Origin of the sequence: Rhizobium sp. FY34, from assembly GCF_005222845.1 — a bacterium.
GTDB lineage: Bacteria > Pseudomonadota > Alphaproteobacteria > Rhizobiales > Rhizobiaceae > Neorhizobium.
Genome location: NZ_STFZ01000001.1, coordinates 207390 through 224136 on the forward strand (window position 1 = coordinate 207390; position 16747 = coordinate 224136).

15 protein-coding genes are annotated in these 16747 nt (G+C 60.6%); 3 read left to right on the forward strand and 12 right to left on the reverse strand.

The genetic code is table 11. The features are described from left to right. Positions 1-9 precede the first annotated feature (9 nt). Both E8M77_RS00885 and E8M77_RS00890 read right to left on the reverse strand, forming a co-directional pair. A complete protein-coding gene (locus E8M77_RS00885) occupies positions 10-1356 on the reverse strand; it encodes a sensor histidine kinase (protein WP_137128712.1) in 1347 nt (448 codons plus the stop codon). After that, positions 1337-2014, reverse strand: a complete 678-nt coding sequence (locus tag E8M77_RS00890) for a response regulator transcription factor (RefSeq protein ID WP_137128713.1) — start codon at positions 2012-2014, stop codon at positions 1337-1339. Before E8M77_RS00890 ends, E8M77_RS00885 begins: the two co-directional genes overlap by 20 nt. A 153-nt stretch (positions 2015-2167) precedes the next feature. On the opposite strand from E8M77_RS00890, the gene E8M77_RS00895 reads away from it, so the two are divergent. Continuing rightward, positions 2168-2434: a PepSY domain-containing protein gene (locus tag E8M77_RS00895; RefSeq protein WP_137128714.1), complete on the forward strand. Its 267-nt coding sequence runs from the start codon at positions 2168-2170 to the stop codon at positions 2432-2434. An 84-nt stretch (positions 2435-2518) separates the two neighbouring features. Here the strand turns inward: E8M77_RS00895 and E8M77_RS00900 are convergent, their stop codons facing one another. The 7 genes from E8M77_RS00900 to E8M77_RS00935 all read right to left on the reverse strand — a co-directional run bounded on the left by E8M77_RS00900 (position 2519) and on the right by E8M77_RS00935 (position 12516). Continuing rightward, positions 2519-4180, reverse strand: coding sequence for a phosphoethanolamine--lipid A transferase (locus tag E8M77_RS00900; RefSeq protein WP_137128715.1), 1662 nt, complete (start codon positions 4178-4180; stop codon positions 2519-2521). Between the two features lie 103 nt (positions 4181-4283). After that, on the reverse strand, positions 4284-4976 hold the full coding sequence (locus E8M77_RS00905; protein ID WP_137128716.1) for a response regulator: 693 nt from the start codon (positions 4974-4976) through the stop codon (positions 4284-4286). Continuing rightward, a complete protein-coding gene (locus E8M77_RS00910) occupies positions 4973-7669 on the reverse strand; it encodes a sensor histidine kinase KdpD (protein WP_137128717.1) in 2697 nt (898 codons plus the stop codon). Before E8M77_RS00910 ends, E8M77_RS00905 begins: the two co-directional genes overlap by 4 nt. A gap of 7 nt (positions 7670-7676) precedes the next feature. Next, entirely contained in the window at positions 7677-8246 is a 570-nt protein-coding gene (gene kdpC / locus E8M77_RS00915; protein WP_137128718.1) for a potassium-transporting ATPase subunit KdpC, read from the reverse strand. 2 nt (positions 8247-8248) lie between these two features. Continuing rightward, on the reverse strand, positions 8249-10285 hold the full coding sequence (gene kdpB / locus E8M77_RS00920; RefSeq protein WP_137128719.1) for a potassium-transporting ATPase subunit KdpB: 2037 nt from the start codon (positions 10283-10285) through the stop codon (positions 8249-8251). Between the two features lie 11 nt (positions 10286-10296). After that, a complete protein-coding gene (gene kdpA / locus E8M77_RS00925) occupies positions 10297-12006 on the reverse strand; it encodes a potassium-transporting ATPase subunit KdpA (RefSeq protein WP_137128720.1) in 1710 nt (569 codons plus the stop codon). Positions 12007-12120: 114 nt separating this feature from the next. Then, positions 12121-12516: a hypothetical protein gene (locus E8M77_RS00935; RefSeq protein WP_170975681.1), complete on the reverse strand. Its 396-nt coding sequence runs from the start codon at positions 12514-12516 to the stop codon at positions 12121-12123. Between the two features lie 9 nt (positions 12517-12525). On the opposite strand from E8M77_RS00935, the gene E8M77_RS23780 reads away from it, so the two are divergent. Both E8M77_RS23780 and E8M77_RS00945 read left to right on the forward strand, forming a co-directional pair. Continuing rightward, the gene (locus E8M77_RS23780) at positions 12526-13596 is read left to right on the forward strand and encodes an HWE histidine kinase domain-containing protein (RefSeq protein ID WP_246659077.1); all 1071 of its coding nucleotides are present in this window, start codon (positions 12526-12528) and stop codon (positions 13594-13596) included. A 1-nt stretch (position 13597) separates the two neighbouring features. Beyond that, positions 13598-13942, forward strand: coding sequence for a response regulator (locus E8M77_RS00945; RefSeq protein WP_137128722.1), 345 nt, complete (start codon positions 13598-13600; stop codon positions 13940-13942). A gap of 55 nt (positions 13943-13997) precedes the next feature. Here the strand turns inward: E8M77_RS00945 and E8M77_RS00950 are convergent, their stop codons facing one another. The 3 genes from E8M77_RS00950 to E8M77_RS00960 are packed head-to-tail and all read right to left on the reverse strand — an operon-like array spanning position 13998 to position 16742. Beyond that, positions 13998-15059, reverse strand: coding sequence for an ABC transporter ATP-binding protein (locus tag E8M77_RS00950; protein ID WP_137128723.1), 1062 nt, complete (start codon positions 15057-15059; stop codon positions 13998-14000). 13 nt (positions 15060-15072) lie between these two features. Then, positions 15073-15855, reverse strand: coding sequence for an ABC transporter permease (locus tag E8M77_RS00955; protein ID WP_137128724.1), 783 nt, complete (start codon positions 15853-15855; stop codon positions 15073-15075). Further along, positions 15852-16742, reverse strand: a complete 891-nt coding sequence (locus E8M77_RS00960) for an ABC transporter permease subunit (RefSeq protein ID WP_137128725.1) — start codon at positions 16740-16742, stop codon at positions 15852-15854. The genes E8M77_RS00955 and E8M77_RS00960 overlap by 4 nt, the downstream gene beginning before the upstream one ends. Positions 16743-16747 lie beyond the last annotated feature (5 nt).

A 16747-nucleotide genomic window follows, 5' to 3' on the forward strand; every position in this document is an offset into this window, starting at 1 on the left:
GGCGCAAGCCTATGGCCCGGTGTTCATCACCATGCTGGCCTGCAACACGGTCTCACCATTCGCGCGCGTCAGGCTCTGCAGGTCGAGCCTGCCGCCCATCTGGTCCATCAGCCGGTCGGCAATCGCAAGGCCGAGGCCGGAGCCGGGGGCCCGATCATTGGCGCGGGCAAAGCGCTTGCGGATTTCGCTGAGTTTTTCCGGCGAGAGCAACTCGGCCCGGTTCGTCACCCGGCATCCCTTGGCGTCAATCTCGACGTCGACCATGGCGCCCTGCAGGCCGTGCAGCAGGGCGTTTTCCACAAGATTGCGTAGCACAATGGCAAAGGCATCCGGATCGACCGGCCAGTTTGGAGCCTTACCGCCATCACAATAGAGCCGGATGCGGTCTCGGGCGATTGAGGAACGGTTGAATTCCTCGACCAGCAGCCGGGCAACAGGGGTAAGATCGGACGGTTCTGCCGCAAGGCCGATGCCCGCTTCGGCGCGAGCCAGTTGCAGCAGCTTTTCATTGAGTGCCGAGAGTTTCTTCAGAGCGCGTTCCACTTCGCGCGCCCGTGCCGCTTGTGGGGCATCGTCCAGTTCATCGAGCAGCAATTGCACCTGGGCTGCGGCGCCGGCAATCGGCGTGCGCAATTCATGGGCGCTGTTGGCCGTCAGCTGGCGTTCCGCTTCCAGGGCCGAGGTCAGCCGTCCCATCAGCGAGTTTACCGAATGCAGGATCGGTTGAAGCTCGCGCGGCAGGTCGATGAGGGCAATGGCGGAGAGATTGCCTTCGTCCTTTTCGGCAATGGCAAGGCGCAACTGGTCCACGGGCGCCAGCACGCGCCGGACGATCCACCAGATTGCCGCGATGCTGAGCGGCAAAAGTACGAGGATGGGCAAAAGCAGTGCCGTTCCGCCTTCAAGCGCCGCTTCGCGCCGGTGATCGAGCGAATCGGCGACCTGCACGAAGACAGAACCGCTGACCGCCGAAACCGTGAATATGCGGTGTTTCTCGTCGCTCCAGAAACCGGGAACCAGCGGTGCATCATAAGCCTCTGGCGAGACATTATGGGAATGGATCAGCACCCGGCCATCGGCGCCGCGCACCTGATAGGTCAGGTATTCGTCCGGCGCGCTTTCCACCAGCGCCGTCACCCGCCGTGGCCCCGGCTGGTCTTCGCGCAGATAGAGATCATCGACCACAAGCGGCACCAGCCGCTCGGCGGTTTCCTGAAGCGAGCTGTCGAAAATCTCGCCGAATTCCTCGCGCATGACGGACAGCCCGAGCCCGACGGCCAGCAGCCAGAACAGGCAAAGGCCGGCCGAAAGCCAGAGGATGAAAGTGGTGGATATGCTACGGGCGCTGCTGGTCATCGATGGCGATCCGATATCCTATTCCGCGGACTGTCTGAATGATGGAATGGCCAAGCTTGCGGCGCAGGCGGCTGACATAGACCTCGACGGTATTGCTTTCGATTTCCGCGCCAAAGGCATAGAGCGCCTCTTCGATCTGCGTCTTGGCGACGATTGCCTGTGGCCTGGCGCAGAGAGCATCGAGCACCGCCCATTCGCGCGATGACAGCGAGAGTTCGCCGCCCTCGTCCTTTTCGATCCGCCGTTCTGAGGGGAAGACTTGCAGGTTCTGCAAGCGGATCATTGGCACCTGATGGGCGGTGTAGCGACGCGCGACCGCGTGAACCCGCGCTTCCAGCTCGCCAAGGTCGAAGGGTTTCACCAGATAGTCATCGGCACCGGCATTCAGCCCGGCGATCCGATCGGAAATCTGGTCATGGGCGGTGAGGATGATGACCGGTACGGCCTCTCGCTTTGCGCGCAACTCCTTCAAAAGGTCGATGCCGCGACCATCGGGCAGGCGAAGATCAAGCAGGATGAGGCCATACTGCACCGTGCCAAGGCAGGCCCTGGCATTTTCCAGGTCTTTGGCCCAATCCACCGCATGGCCCTGACGGCTTGTGTGGGTGCGCACGGCATCCCCGAGCGTCAGGTCATCCTCGACGAGCAGTATTCTCAATGCGCAGCGCTCCTTGGTCAGGCGTCAGTATCTGCTCTTTGTCACTGACCGTCAGCTGAACGACAAAGTAAGCCTGCGTGATCTTTGGGCCTTCAGCTGTCCGTCAGCAAGTCTCTTCACTGATGTGTTATCATCAAGCCCAAGGAGCAGACGATGAAAACCCTGTTGACCGCTCTTGCTGCCAGCTTGACCCTTGCCGGTGCGGCCAGTGCCAAGGACAAGTGCAACGTACCGGTTGCGGACTGGCAGCCACGCGCCTTGCTGAGGATCAAGCTTGAAGGCGAAGGCTGGAGGATACGCTCCATCCGGCCGGAAGACGGCTGTTACGAAGCCAATGCGGTCAACGACAAGGGCCAGACGCTCGACGCGTTTTTCGATCCGAAGAATTTCAGGCCCGTCGAGGTTACGATCGAGCCGTGACTATAGCGGCATGTGCCTGATCGTCAAAACACCCGCTGCGGCCTGTGCAGCGGGTGTTTTCATGTGGGCTGCGTTCCTTTGTCTTCAGCTCTCGACCTTGACGCAGCTGGAATAGAGATCCTTGGTCTTGTCATGCACCTTGGTTTCCACCTGCATCAGGCCAAGCACGGTGTGAAACAGATTGTCATGCGATTGCGGCTCGGTTGCCTGGTGTGACCAGCAGCCTCTGGCAGTCTTGGCGCGCGCTTCTTGTCCCAGCCACAGCACGAAGGGAATATGGGTCTGCTGTGCAGGCGCCACGATCCACGGAGCGCCATGCAGGAAGAGGCCCTTTTCGCCAAGCGATTCGCCGTGGTCCGACATATAGATCATCGATGGCGCTATGCGGGTCTCCTGCGCCTTCAGCTTGTGAATGATCGTTGCCAGTACGTGATCGGTATAGAGGATCGAATTGTCATAGGCATTGATGATCTCCTGACGATGGCAGGCGGAGAATTCCGACGACCGACAATCCGGCGTGAACCGGCGATAGGCATCCGGATAGCGCGCATAATAAGCCGGTCCATGACTGCCCAGCTGGTGAAGCACGAGAACGGCATCATGATCGACCGAATTCAGCCAGTTATCCAGCTGATCGAGAAGGATCTCGTCCTTGCATTCGCCATTCTCACAAAAGCGCGGATCATTCGTCCGGTAGAGTTCCTTGTAGGGAATGCGCAGCGCCATGCCCTTGCTTCCGGTATTATTGTCCCACCATTCGGTGCGAATGCCGGCATGGCTCAGCACATCCATCAGGTTTTCCGAGGCAAGGCCCTTGGTATGCGAATAATTGCTGCGGCCTAGGCCTGAAAACATGCAGGGAACGGAAACGGCCGTTGCGGTGCCGCAACTCGTCGTATCCTTGAAGTAGACGATATCCTCCTGGCTCAGCTCCGGGTTTGTCGGCTGTTCATAGCCGCCGAGCTGGAAGCTGGAGGCTCTGGCCGTTTCACCGACCACGACGATCGTGACACGCGGCTTGCGCAGACCTTTGATGTCGGCTTCTGCATCGCTGACGCGTGCGTCGAGACCCAGCGGCTGTGCGACAATGCCATGTTCTTCGCCGGCCCCGATTGCATAGAGGATCGTGCTACCGATGGGAAAGAGCGGGTTCAGCGTCTCGAACCAGTCGCGGTGCTGGCGAATCGTGAAGGCGAAGGTTCCGGCCTGGGAATAGGCGGCCCCGGTAAAGACCAGGACGCTGGGGATGATCACCGCCATATTGTATCCGACCTTATGCAGGAAGGGCCGGTGGCTGATCTTCACCCAGGCAATCAGCAGGCAGGGCAGGATGCCGACGAGGAAGATATGCAAGACGAAGGCCGACGTCAGCAGATGGCCGGCTTCCGGGCCAGACGTCTCGGCCGCATTGCGGATCATCTCCTTGTCGATGACCACGCCGAATTGATCCATGAACCAGCCGGATGCGGCACCCGCCAGAACGAAAATCATCAGCACGGGCTTGGTCAGATACTTGACCGACAGCGTCACGAAGATTGCGATGAAGGCGGCAGCCAGGCCGATCGCGAGCGTGACCAGCACGGTCGTCTGCCCGGCAAGATTGGTCGCGGCCTTGGCCCAGAATGTCTGGTTGAGGATCGCCAGCGCATAAAGCGCCGTCAGAATGCTCAAGGTGACGCTGCCGATGCGTGGTCTGAAGAATAGAAATGGTCGTCTCGTCAATGCACTGCCCTTTCCGCACGGCATGCCCCCGCTAGTCGTACATGGGGACTTGCCGCATAAGGCAATGGAAGAAGAAGCTGACAGTAACCTGAACGGTGGGAATTGATACGTTGGAGCTATCTTGGACCTAGGCCTGCTCGGTCACAAGCCGATAGCCCACGCCGGGTTCCGTGCGCACGATCTTCGGCTGGGTCGGGTCCTGCTCGATCTTCTGGCGCAACTGGCCGATGAAGACCCGCAGGTAATGCAGGTCTTCGCCATGCGCCGGCCCCCAGACGGAGGTGAGCAGGGTCTTGTGCGTCACCACGCGTCCGGCATGGCGGGCAAGCAGTGTCAAAAGATCATATTCCTTCGGCGTCAAGCGCACGGGCTCATCCTGGCGGCTCACCAGCCGGCGGACCATGTCGATGGTCAGCCCATCGATTGTGATCACCGTGGGTGCTGCATCGCTCTTGCCGCGATGACGCAGGGCATTGCGGATGCGCGCTGTCAGTTCGCCGATGCCGAAGGGTTTTTCCACATAATCATCGGCACCGAGATCCAGCGCCGCAATCTTTTCGCTTTCGCGGTCGCGGGCCGATAGAATGACGATCGGCAGATCCGACCAGCCGCGCAGATTGGCAATCACCTCCTTGCCATCCATGTCCGGCAGGCCGAGATCAAGAATGATGAGGTCCGGGGCAAGCGTTGCAACCGCCTTCAAGGCATCGGCGCCAGTGCCGGCCTCGATGACCTCATAGCCGGCAGCTGTCAGTGCGGGTTTCAGAAAACGCTGGATCTGCGGCTCGTCGTCAACGACGAGAATGCGGCCCTGGCTCATGAAGGGGCGCCTGTTTTGGCCCGATCATTGGCCGGAAACCGCATGACGATGCGCGTGCCCTTTTTCTTCAGGGCCGGACTTTCCGCCTGTATGCGCCCACCCATGGCATCGATAAAGCCGCGGGCGATGGACAGGCCAAGGCCGGTGCCGGGCGCGCGGCCATCCGGCTTGCCGCGCCGATAGAATTTGTCGAACACGCGTTCCAGATCCTCCGGCGGTATGCCTCTGCCCATGTCGGTGACCGAGATCAGCACATCGCTGCCATCGCGTCTGGCATAGACATGGATCGGCTCCTCGCCGCCATATTTAACCGCATTGTCGAGAAGGTTGAAGAGCACCTGGCCCAAAAGCACGCTATCGCCTTCGATCAGCGGCAGGTCGGCGGCAAGACCCGCCTCGATCCGGTGGCCAGGCGCATATTTGCGGGTCCGCTCCACGGTCGAATGGACGATATCGGCCACATCCACCCAATCGCGCTTGGGCTTCAGCATGCCGGCTTCGATGCGTGTCATATCGAGGAGATTGGCGACAAAGCGGCTCATGCGGCCGGCTTCCTCCTCGATCGACTGGAGAAGATCGTCGCGGCTTTCTGCGCTCATACGCTGGCCCAGTTCGCGAAGACTGGTCACGGAACCGGTAATGGTGGCAAGCGGCGTGCGTAGATCATGTGATATGGAGGATAGTAGCGCCTCGCGGTAGCGCTCGCCTTCCAGCCGTGCTGCCTGTTGCAGGCTTTCCTGCGACAGGCGCGCCCGGTCAAGCGCAATGGCCGTCTGGTCGAGAATGGCCGTCAGCGCCCGCTCGGCATTCAGATCCAGCGGCTCGCTGGTTTGCTGCACGCCGCACACGCCGACCACGCCATGCGGACCGAGGAGCGGACGGAATTCGAACCGGCTGCTGGGCAGAGTGCCGGTGCCATGGCCGGCACGTTCCTGTCTTTCCTGCGCCCAGCGCGCGGCGGTCAGGTCCGTTACATCCAGTTCGGTATCTGGCGGCCAGGCGGCCGACATCTTCAGCTCGTCCTTGTCCGGCAGGAGCAGCACGACATTGCGCTTCAGGCTGCTTTGCAACTGCGATACCGCCACCCAGATGGCGTCATCCGCCTTGCCGGTTGTCGAAAGCTTGCGTGAAAAATCATAGAGCGATTGTAGGGCAGCGGCGCGTACGCGTGCCACCTCCGCCTGTTCGCGGATGCGTGAGGCAAATCCGCCGGCAATCATGGCGACGGCCAGAAACACGAAGAGCGCAAACACTTCATGCGGTGCGGCAATGGTGAAGGTGTGGATCGGATCGATGAAGAAGAAATTATAGGCAAGTGTCGAGAGGATTGCGGCCAGCGAAGCCGAAAGATAGCCGCCCATCACCGAGGCGCCGAGCACGGCCAGCAGGAACATCAGCGAGATATTGGGTAGGTCAACCATGCGGTCGACGACCATGGCTATGGCCGTGGTCACCGTGACAAAGCCGATGGCAATGAGTGCGGACTGGCGCACCGATGTGAGGTTTGGCGGTGACCATCTCCTGCGCTGGCGGGTGTTATCGGCCTTGCGGTCGGGGGTTACGAGATAGACGCCAAGGCCTGCGGCCCGCCTTGCGATGGCGTCCGGAAGCGTTCGCTCAAAACGCTGCAGCCAGCCGCGCGGCTTGCGCGCCCCGATAACGATCTGCGTGGCATGTTCGCGGCGGGCCAGTTTCAGGATCTCGTCAACGAAATCATTGCCGATGATGCGCTGCGTATGTGCGCCCAACTGTTCGGCCAGCCTAAACAGATGCTCGATACGTTGCAGGCGCTCCGGCGTTTCGACCTCCCGATCGGCGCGTTCCACCGAAACGACGATCCAGGGGGCATTGAGGCCGGAGGCCATGCGGCTTGCCACCCGCACGACCTTTTCCGACAGATCATCCGGGCCCACACAGACGAGCAGCCTTTCGCTGGTGGCCCAGGGCCCTTCGATGGCATTCTGCTTCAGGTAATCGACCATCTGGTCATCGACGCGATCGGCCGTGCGGCGCAAGGCAAGCTCGCGCAATGCCGTCAGGTTGCCAAGCCGGAAGAAGCGGTCGGCAGCGCGGCTGGCACTTTCCGGCAAGTAGACCTTGCCTTCCTTCAGCCGCTCGATCAGTTCGCTGGGGGGCAGATCGACGAGCAGGACCTCATCGGCACGTTTCAACACGACATCCGGCACCCGCTCGCGAACCGTCACGCCGGTGATCTCGGCCACGAGGTCTGCGAGACTTTCGAGATGCTGAATATTCAGCGCCGTCCACACGTCGATGCCGGCGCCGATCAGTTCCTCGATATCCTGGTGGCGCTTGGGATGCCGGCAGGCTTCCGGATTGCTGTGCGCCAGTTCATCGACGATAATGATACGCGGCTGGCGCTCAAGCGCGCCATCCAGGTCGAATTCCTCCAGCATGCGACCGCGATGGGCCATGCGCATGCGCGGCAAGACTTCAAGACCCTCCAGAAGGGCTGCCGTCTCGCTGCGGCCATGGGTTTCGACAAGCCCGACGACGAGATCGACGCCCTCCGCCCGCAGGCGCCTTGCCCTTTGCAGCATGGCAAATGTTTTGCCGACGCCGGGTGCCGCGCCGAGAAACACCGTCAGCTTGCCGCGACGGTCCCGTTTTGCAAGGGCCAGAAGCGCATCGGGATCTGGCCTGCGTTTCTCGTCGCGGTCGTCATCTGCCATTCGTGTCTCACGTCTTCAGGCGGTCTAGCGCCAGATTGAGCTCAAGCACGTTAACCGCGGGTTCGCCAATCAGGCCAAGAACGCGCTGTTCCACATGCTGTTCAAGCACATCCGATACGTCTTTCTCGCTCATTTGACGTGCAGCGGCAACCCGCGCCACCTGCGCCTGCGCATAGGCCGGCGAGATATGCGGATCGAGACCGGAGCCAGACGTTGTCACGGCGTCGCCGGGCACGGGCGTTGCAATGCCTGCTGCCTTTAGCTTGTCCACATCGCCGGCCACCCGGTCGCGTAGCTTCACCGAGGTTGTGCCAAGGTTGGAGCCTGATGAGGCATTGGCCGCATAAGGATCAGGCGAGGTTGCCGAGGGACGCGGCCAGAAATAGCGCTCGGTTGCAAAATTCTGGCCGATGAGGCTGGAGCCAATCACGGTGTCGCCGGACTTGATCAGGCTGCCATTGGCCTGTTGCGGCATGACGGCCTGGGCGATGCCCGTGACCGCCAGCGGATAGGCAAGGCCGGTGATGACCGTCATGGCGACAATCATGGTAAGCGCGGGGCGTATTTGGTTGAGCATGGTTACACCAGATGAAGAGCGCTGACGGCAAGATCGATGACCTTGATGCCGGCAAAGGGAAGGACAAGGCCGCCTAGGCCATAGACGAGAAGATTGCGGCGCAGCAGGGCCGCAGCACCGGACGGCGTATAGGCAACGCCCTTCAGCGCCAGCGGAATGAGCGCCACGATGATCAGCGCATTGAAGATGACGGCAGACAGGATGGCCGATTGCGGTGAGGCAAGCCCCATGACGTTGAGCGCCTGCAGCGCCGGATAGGTGGCGACGAACATGGCCGGGATGATGGCGAAATACTTGGCCACATCATTGGCAATCGAAAACGTCGTCAGCGAACCGCGCGTCATCAGCAGCTGCTTGCCGATCTCGACGATCTCGATGAGCTTGGTCGGGCTGGAATCAAGGTCCACCATATTTGCAGCTTCGCGGGCGGCCTGCGTGCCGGTCTGCATGGCAACGCCAACATCCGCCTGGGCAAGTGCCGGCGCATCATTGGTGCCGTCGCCGCACATGGCGATCAGTCGACCACCCTGCTGTTCGCGGCGAATGAAGGCCAGTTTGTCTTCCGGGGTTGCCTGGGCCAGAAAGTCATCGACGCCGGCTTCCGAGGCAATGGCTGCGGCCGTGACCGGATTGTCGCCGGTCACCATGACCGTGCGGATACCCATGGCACGAAGCGCTGCAAAACGCTCCTTGATGCCGGGCTTGACGACATCCTTGAGGTGGATGGCGCCGATCAGACGGTGGCCATCGGCAACACCCAGCGGTGTGCCGCCGCTGCGGGCAATCTGGTCCACTGCCCGGCGAAACTCGGTCGGTGCATCCTGTTCGGTGAGGCCTGCGAATTTCAGCACCGCATCGACCGCGCCCTTGCGCAACCGGCGGCCACCGATATCGACGCCCGACAGGCGTGTTTCGGCGGTAAAACCGATCACGGCATCAAACTGAGCCTGTGGCATGGCAATGCCGAAGTCTCCGGTGGCAAGCGCCACGACCGAGCGACCTTCCGGCGTCTCGTCGGCAAGGCTTGCGACAAGGGCTGCTTCTGCAAGTTCCGAAGCGGTCACGCCGGGGGCGGGCAGGAAGTCACTTGCCATGCGGTTGCCGAAGGTGATCGTGCCGGTCTTGTCGAGGAGGAGCGTATCGACATCGCCTGCCGCTTCCACCGCACGGCCAGAGGTGGCAATCACGTTGAAGCGCACGAGACGGTCCATGCCGGCAATGCCGATGGCCGAGAGAAGGCCGCCGATGGTCGTCGGTATGAGGGTGACAAGAAGTGCGGCCAGAACCGTGACGGAGAGTATGGTCCCGGAATAGCCGGCGAGACCCCAAATGGCGACACAGACGAACAGAAAGATGAGCGTCAGGCCCGAGAGCAGGATCGACAGCGCGATTTCGTTCGGTGTCTTCTGGCGCTGGGCGCCTTCAATCAGCGCGATCATGCGATCGACAAACGAAGAGCCGGGCGCAACGGTGATCTTCACCTTGATTTCGTCCGACAGAACCTGCGTGCCGCCGGTGACGGCGGAACGGTCGCCGCCGGATTCGCGGATCACGGGGGCGGATTCGCCGGTAATCGCGCTTTCATTCACCGAGGCGACGCCCTCTATCACTTCGCCATCGCCGGGAATGAGTTCTCCGGCGGTGACGACGACGATATCGCCGATCTTAAGGTCTGGTGCAGCGATGGTGTCGATGCGGCCATCGGCATTCAGCCGGCGGGCGACGAGTTCGGATTTCGTCTTCTTCAGGCTGTCGGCCTGGGCGCGACCCCGGCCTTCGGCGACCGCTTCGGCAAAGGTGGCAAACAGGACGGTGAACCAGAGCCAGGCTGCAATCTGGCCGGAAAACGCAGCTTCTGCCGGATTGGAGATCAGGTCACGCAGGAAAAGCAGCGTTACAACAGCTGCCACGACTTCCGTGACGAAGATGACCGGATTGCGCAGGAGATAGCGCGGATTGAGTTTGACGAACGCATCGCGCACAGCCGGTACCAGGATTGCCGGATCCAGAAGGCTCGATGATGAATGTGCCTTTGACATGGAGTGTTCCTTCAGAAGGTCTGCCCGGCCAGCATGGCCAGATGTTCGACGATGGGGCCGAGTGCCAGCGCCGGGAAGAATTGCAGGCCGCCGAGAATGAGGATGATGCCGATGAGCAGGCCGATGAACAGGCCGCCATCCGTGGGGAAAGTGCCGGAAGAGGCGGGGACCTTCACCTTGGCTGCCAGCGATCCGGCAATCGCCATGACCGGAATGACATAGGCAAAGCGGCCAAGCAGCATGGCGATGCCAAGTGTCGTATTGTACCAGAGCGTATTGCCGGACAGTCCACCAAAGGCTGACCCATTATTGCCGGCAGCCGACGTATAGGCATAGAGAATTTCCGACAGCCCATGCGGGCCGGCCGTTCCGATGCTGGCGACGGCAGACGGCAGAAGTGCTGAGATCGCCGTAAAGCCGAGAATGGCCAGCGGCAGGATGAGAACTGCCAGCATGGCGAATTTCATCTCACGGCCTTCGATCTTCTTGCCGAGGAATTCCGGCGTGCGACCAACCATCAGGCCGGCGACAAACACCGCCAGAAGCGCAAAGACCAGCATGCCGTAAAGGCCGGAGCCTACCCCACCGGGCAGCACCTCACCCAACTGGATGAGGAACATTGGCACAAGGCCACCAAGGCCGGTGAACGAGCCGTGCATGCCGTTGACGCCGCCATTCGACAGGCCTGTGGTCACCGCTGCATAAAGGGCGGTCATCGCCTGGCCGAAGCGGACTTCCTTGCCTTCCATATTGCCAAGCGAGGGATCGACGCCAAGCGTGGTGAGGATCGGGTTGCCCTGGGCTTCCGCCCAATAGGTGACGGCAACGCCGGCCACCAGCAACAGCGTCATGGCGGCAATGATTGCCCAGCCCTGTCGGCGGTTTCCGACCATCTGGCCGAACGTGTAGACGAGGGCTGTCGAGATCGCCAGCATGGCAAACATGTTGAGATAGTTGGAAAGCGCCGTCGGGTTCTCGAACGGGTGGGCGGCATTGACGTTGAAGAAGCCGCCGCCATTGGTGCCGACCTGCTTGATGGCTTCCTGGCTGGCGACGGGGCCGAGCGAGATGACCTGGTTGACGCCTTCGAGCGTGGTTGCACTGACGGATGCCTGCAGCGTCTGCGGCAGGCCCATGGCGACAAAGGCAAGGGCGACGACCAGCGACAGCGGCAGGAGCACAAATAGCGTGGCGCGCGTCATATCGACCCAGAAATTGCCGAGCGTCGAGACCTTGGAGCGGGCCAGTGCGCGAGTGAAGGCGATGGCAAGCGCCATGCCGGTGGCAGCCGACAGGAAATTATGCACGGTGAGGCCAGCCATCTGGCTGAAATGGCTCATCATCGATTCACCGGCATAGTTCTGCCAGTTGGTATTGGTGACGAAGGAAATGGCCGTGTTGAAGGCAAGGTCCGGCGGCACGGCCGCAAAGCCCTGCGGATTAAGCGGCAGGAAGGCCTGCAGTCGCAGGATTGCATAGAGCGTGACGAAGCCTGCCAGCGAGAAGGCGAGCATGGACATTGTATAGGCAAGCCAGCCCTGTTCCTTGTCCGGCTTGATGCCGCTCAGCCGGTAAAGGTCGCTCTCGACCCGGCCGAGGATCGGCGACAGGAAGGTGCGCTCTCCGGAAAAAACCTTTGCCATGTAAAGCCCGAGTGGCTTGATGACCACGAGCACGGCAAGGAAGAGGAGGCTGATCTGCAGCCACCCGATAATGGTCATGATGTTCTCCTTGAACGATCAGAAACGCTCGGGCCGCAGAAGCGTAACCACGAGGTAAATGCCAAGCGCGATGGCAACGAGAAGGCCGAAAATGGGTTCAAGCATGGGAATGCCTCACAGCCGGTCGAGGGCGTGGGCATAGAGCGCCAGCATGCAGAGCATGCCGCATCCAAGCGCCAGAAAGATGAGGTCGGACATTGCCGTTTCTCCTGTTGGGTGAGCCAGGAGATTACGTCGCCGCCGCGTCAGGTTTCGATTGCGAAGGTTGAGCGGGCGCATAAGGAAAACATAAAGACGGGTCTGTAACGTGACTCGGTAGACGTCGATGGCAAAATCAGGCGGCTCCTGTGTCGGGGCCACAGATTTGATCATGGCTATGGGCAATAATGTCTGGCGAGTGCCCTTGTTCGACGGCAATGCCGCCATATGTTCCAGTGCGATGATCCAGACACGCAGGATATGATGCACACGCAACCAGACTCGGGCGATCCTTTCGGCTTTCTCGGCCATTCGGGGGAAATGGCATCGCTGATCCGTGGCTTCGATTGGTCGAAAACCACGCTCGGGGCGGTGGAGACCTGGCCTGCTTGCGTCAAGTTTACGACAGCTATGCTGCTACAGTCGCCGGTGCCGATCGTGACGCTCTGGGGTGAAGCCGGCGTGATGATCTACAATGATGCCTATTCGGCATTTGCCGGCTTTCGGCACCCCCAGCTTCTGGGCGCCAATGTACGCGAAGGCTGGCCGGAAGTGGCCGACTTCAACGATCACGTGATGAAGGTTGGCCTGGCGGGCAATACCTTGGCCTATTCCGACCAGGAACTGACCCTTTATCGCAAGGGAACGCCCGAACAGGTGTGGATGGATCTCTATTACTCACCGGTACCCGATGAGACCGGCAAGGCCGCCGGCGTGATCGCAATGGTCGTCGAGACCACCGAACGCGTGCGTGCGGAGAAGCATCAGAAAATGCTGATCAACGAGTTGAACCACAGGGTGAAGAACACGCTCGCCTCCATTCAGGCGATCGTATCGCAGACACTGCGAGGTGTGGACACGAAAGAGGAAGCCTCAGCCGCGATCAGTCAGCGGATCATGGCCCTGTCGCGTGCGCATGATGTGCTGACCGACGAGAATTGGGATGGCGCCGACCTGCATACCATGGCGCAATATGCGCTTGATGCATTTCAGCCAGCCGGTCGTGAAGCCATCAGCATAGAGGGCCCGAAGATCCGCGTTGGGCCACATGCGGCCCTTTCCATTGCGCTTGCTTTGCATGAATTGGCCACAAACGCTTCGAAATATGGAGCGCTGTCCACCAGGACTGGTACGGTTGCCATATCATGGTCGATTGAGCCTTCGCAGACGGACGACGATGAGGTGTTCAAATTGTCGTGGGAAGAGCAGGGCGGCCCGCTTGTTCGGCAGCCCGACCGGCGCGGCTTCGGAACGCGTCTGATCCTTGGCGTTCTGCCGCAGGAATTGCGGGGAACAGCGGAAATCGACTACCAGCCGCAGGGCCTGCGCTTTGTGCTGCGCAGTTCACGTGTTGCCGTCAGCGATACGCCGCTTGTCGCGCAAGGTGGCTAGCATGAAGATCCTTGTGGTCGAAGACGAGATGCTGGTGGCGATGCTGATTGAGGATCTCGTGTCCGATCTTGGCCACCAGATCGTCGGTCCAGCCATGCGGCTGGAAACGGCATTGGAACTTGCCGAGACCATCGATCTCGACTTTGCCATCCTCGACATCAACCTTGCGGGAAAACAGTCGTTTCCGGTTGCCCACCGTCTCACCGAGCGGGGCATACCCTTCATGTTTGCCAGTGGTTATGGAGCCGCTGGCCTGATGGAGCCGTATCTGGCCGCACCCATCGTACAAAAGCCGTTCGACGCAAAAGCTGTGGCCAGCATGCTGGCCAAAGTCGGGATGGAATGAAGCCTGACTTACAATGGCAGGCCAGCAGCCTGCCGTTTTGATCGGTTGTTCTGCGTCAATCCGCCAGAACCATCAGGCTTTCCGGTGTCAGGGCAAGCGATACCTGCTGGCCAGCGACCGGCGCTGCGGCACTCGGATCATTGAAGGTGTCATAGGAAATCATGCTTCCGCCGATATCCACCTTGGTGCGTACGACCGAGCCGAGGAAATGCGAGGAGATGACGGTGCCATTCAGCGCCGATGTGTCCGATACGCCGGGCAGCAAGGATCCGGCCTCCGGACGGAAGGCAAGGGGAATGGTCGAGCCTTTTTCGCGCCCTGCAAGCGAGCCGTACACGCCGAGCAGCTTTCCGCCAACCTCGACGGTGGAGGCTGCCGGATCGACGACCTTTGCCTCGATGACATTCAGCGTGCCGACGAAATTGGCGACAAACCGCGTCGTCGGGCGGTTATAAATTTCAGCCGGCGTGCCGATCTGATCGGCCTTGCCGCCATTCATCACGACGATACGGTCTGAAATCGACAGCGCCTCTTCCTGGTCATGCGTCACGAAGACGGTGGTGATGCCAAGCTGGCGCTGGATCTGACGGATTTCCTCGCGCAGCGACACGCGGATCTTGGCGTCCAACGCCGACAGAGGTTCGTCGAGCAGAAGCACCTGCGGGGCGGGTGCGAGCGCTCGCGCCAGCGCCACGCGTTGCTGCTGGCCACCGGACATCTGGTAGGGATAGCGGTCGGCGAGATGCTCAAGATGGATGAGCTTCAGCATTTCCTTGACGCGCGCTTCAATCTCGCTCTTCGGCTTTCCAGCCACTTTCAGACCGAAGGCGACATTGTCGAAGACGTTCATATTGGGAAACAGCGCATAGGCCTGGAAAACCATGCCGATATTGCGCTGGTTCGGCTTCAGGCTCGTCTGGTCCTTGCCGTTGATGGTGATTTCGCCACCGGTCGGCGTCTCGAAGCCGGCGATCATGCGCAGCACTGTCGTCTTGCCGCAGCCCGATGGCCCGAGGAAGGAGACGAATTCGCCCTTGTCGATCGCCATGTTGAAATCATGCACGACCTTGGTCGGGCCGAAGGATTTCTGCAGATGGGTGAGTGTCAAAAAGCTCATGGATGGAATGTCCTCAAACCGGGCGCTGCGCGGATTTCTGGAAGCGCGAGACAAGCTGGATCAGGCCCAGGCAGCCCCAGGTGATGGCAAAGGCAATGACGGCAAGCGCTGCCGGCTCATAGGCGCGGTTGGCGCCGAGAACCTGCATATAGGGACCGAATGCCGGTCGGTTGAGCAGCGCTGCCATGGTGAATTCGCCGATGACGATGGCAAAGGTGAGAAAGGCGCCAGACAACACGGCCACCAGAACGTTGGGCAGGATGATGCGGGCAATGATGGTGATCCAGCCAGCGCCAAGGCTTTGTGCGGCTTCCGTCAGCGTTGTCACGTCGATGGTGCGAAGCCCCGTATCGACGGCGCGGTACATATAGGGAAGCGCCAGCATCGTATAGCCGGCTACGAGCAGAATGTCCGTGCCTAAGGCCGTGCCCGTCAAAGGCAGCCAGCTCGACGTGTTGTAGAGCCGGATATAGCCGAACACCACGACGATGGCCGGGATGACTAGCGGCAGAAGCGTGACGAATTCGATATAGGGCCTCAGGAATGGCAGCTTCAGCCGCACCCAATAGGCCGTCGGCACCACGAGGAAGACACCAACGAGAATGGTGCACAGCGCAAGCGTGACCGAATAGGTGAACGTGTCCTGGAAACGGGTATCGGCCAGTACCTTGACATAGGCATCGAAGGAATATTCGCCGCGCCGCATTTTCAGCGAGAAATTCGTCATGCCGATCAGCGGCAGGAAGAAATAGAGGAGGCCGATCGTCAGCGCTCCCCAGGCCCAGAGACGTTTCATCGCATCCACCTTTCACTGCGCGCCCGCAGCCAGATGTAGACCGTATTGGCAGCACCGGTGACGACGATCATGCCGAAGGCCAGTGCGTAACCCAGATGCGGATCGCCCAGCACGTCGCCGCGGATCTGCGCAAACAGGAGGATCGGCACGATGCTGAGCGACGAGCCGGTCAGCGCAATGGCAGTCGCCACCGCGCCAAAGGAATTGGCAAACAGAAGCGCAAATGTTCCGAGGATCGAGGGTGTAAGGATCGGCAACGCTACCATGCGCCAGTATTGCGCATTCGTCGCACCAAGGATCGAGGCGGCTTCCCGCCATTCCTTTTTCAAACCGTCGAGCGCCGGCGTGATGATGAGGATCATCAGCGGAATCTGGAAAAACAGATAGGTGAGCGTCAGACCCCAGAAGGACAAGAGGTTGAAGCCCATCATGCGCAGGTTGATGCCAAGCTCAGTCTGCAGAAAGACGGTGATGAAGCCGACGGGGCCAAGCGTTGCCAGAAAGGCAAAGGCGAGCGGCACGCCGGCGAAATTGGACGCAACGCCCGAAAAGGTCATGATCGGGCCGCGAATGAAGCGCGGCAGACCACCCAGAACCACGGCTGCTGCGACGCCAAAGCCGATCAGGCAACCAAAGAAGGCCGAGGCAATGCTGATGCGGATGGAAATGCCATAGGCCGCCATGATGGAGGGGGTGAAGAGGTTCACCACATTATCGAATGTAAAACTGCCGTCAGGCCTCTGGAAGGCGCCGAGGACGATTTTCATCGTTGGCATGACGAGAAACAGAAGAATGAAAATGGCAAATGGCAAAATGCCGAGCCAATGCAACGGCAGACGCAAGCGCCTGGCCGGGGCTTGCCCGGTCGTTCGTGTCGATGACGTCATTCCCC

Bases quoted from the DNA above. Each gene is read 5' to 3' on its own strand.
- E8M77_RS00945 (WP_137128722.1), top strand. From the start codon at position 13,598: ATGAAGATCCTTGTGGTCGAAGACGAGATGCTGGTGGCGATGCTGATT.
- kdpB (WP_137128719.1), bottom strand. From the start codon at position 10,285: ATGTCAAAGGCACATTCATCATCGAGCCTTCTGGATCCGGCAATCCTG.
- E8M77_RS00935 (WP_170975681.1), bottom strand. From the start codon at position 12,516: ATGGCCGAGAAAGCCGAAAGGATCGCCCGAGTCTGGTTGCGTGTGCAT.
- E8M77_RS00950 (WP_137128723.1), bottom strand. From the start codon at position 15,059: ATGAGCTTTTTGACACTCACCCATCTGCAGAAATCCTTCGGCCCGACC.
- E8M77_RS00895 (WP_137128714.1), top strand. From the start codon at position 2,168: ATGAAAACCCTGTTGACCGCTCTTGCTGCCAGCTTGACCCTTGCCGGT.
- E8M77_RS00885 (WP_137128712.1), bottom strand. From the start codon at position 1,356: ATGACCAGCAGCGCCCGTAGCATATCCACCACTTTCATCCTCTGGCTT.
- E8M77_RS00900 (WP_137128715.1), bottom strand. From the start codon at position 4,180: ATGCCGTGCGGAAAGGGCAGTGCATTGACGAGACGACCATTTCTATTC.
- E8M77_RS23780 (WP_246659077.1), top strand. From the start codon at position 12,526: ATGGCATCGCTGATCCGTGGCTTCGATTGGTCGAAAACCACGCTCGGG.
- E8M77_RS00955 (WP_137128724.1), bottom strand. From the start codon at position 15,855: ATGAAACGTCTCTGGGCCTGGGGAGCGCTGACGATCGGCCTCCTCTAT.
- E8M77_RS00960 (WP_137128725.1), bottom strand. From the start codon at position 16,742: ATGACGTCATCGACACGAACGACCGGGCAAGCCCCGGCCAGGCGCTTG.
- kdpA (WP_137128720.1), bottom strand. From the start codon at position 12,006: ATGACCATTATCGGGTGGCTGCAGATCAGCCTCCTCTTCCTTGCCGTG.
- E8M77_RS00910 (WP_137128717.1), bottom strand. From the start codon at position 7,669: ATGGCAGATGACGACCGCGACGAGAAACGCAGGCCAGATCCCGATGCG.
- E8M77_RS00905 (WP_137128716.1), bottom strand. From the start codon at position 4,976: ATGAGCCAGGGCCGCATTCTCGTCGTTGACGACGAGCCGCAGATCCAG.
- kdpC (WP_137128718.1), bottom strand. From the start codon at position 8,246: ATGCTCAACCAAATACGCCCCGCGCTTACCATGATTGTCGCCATGACG.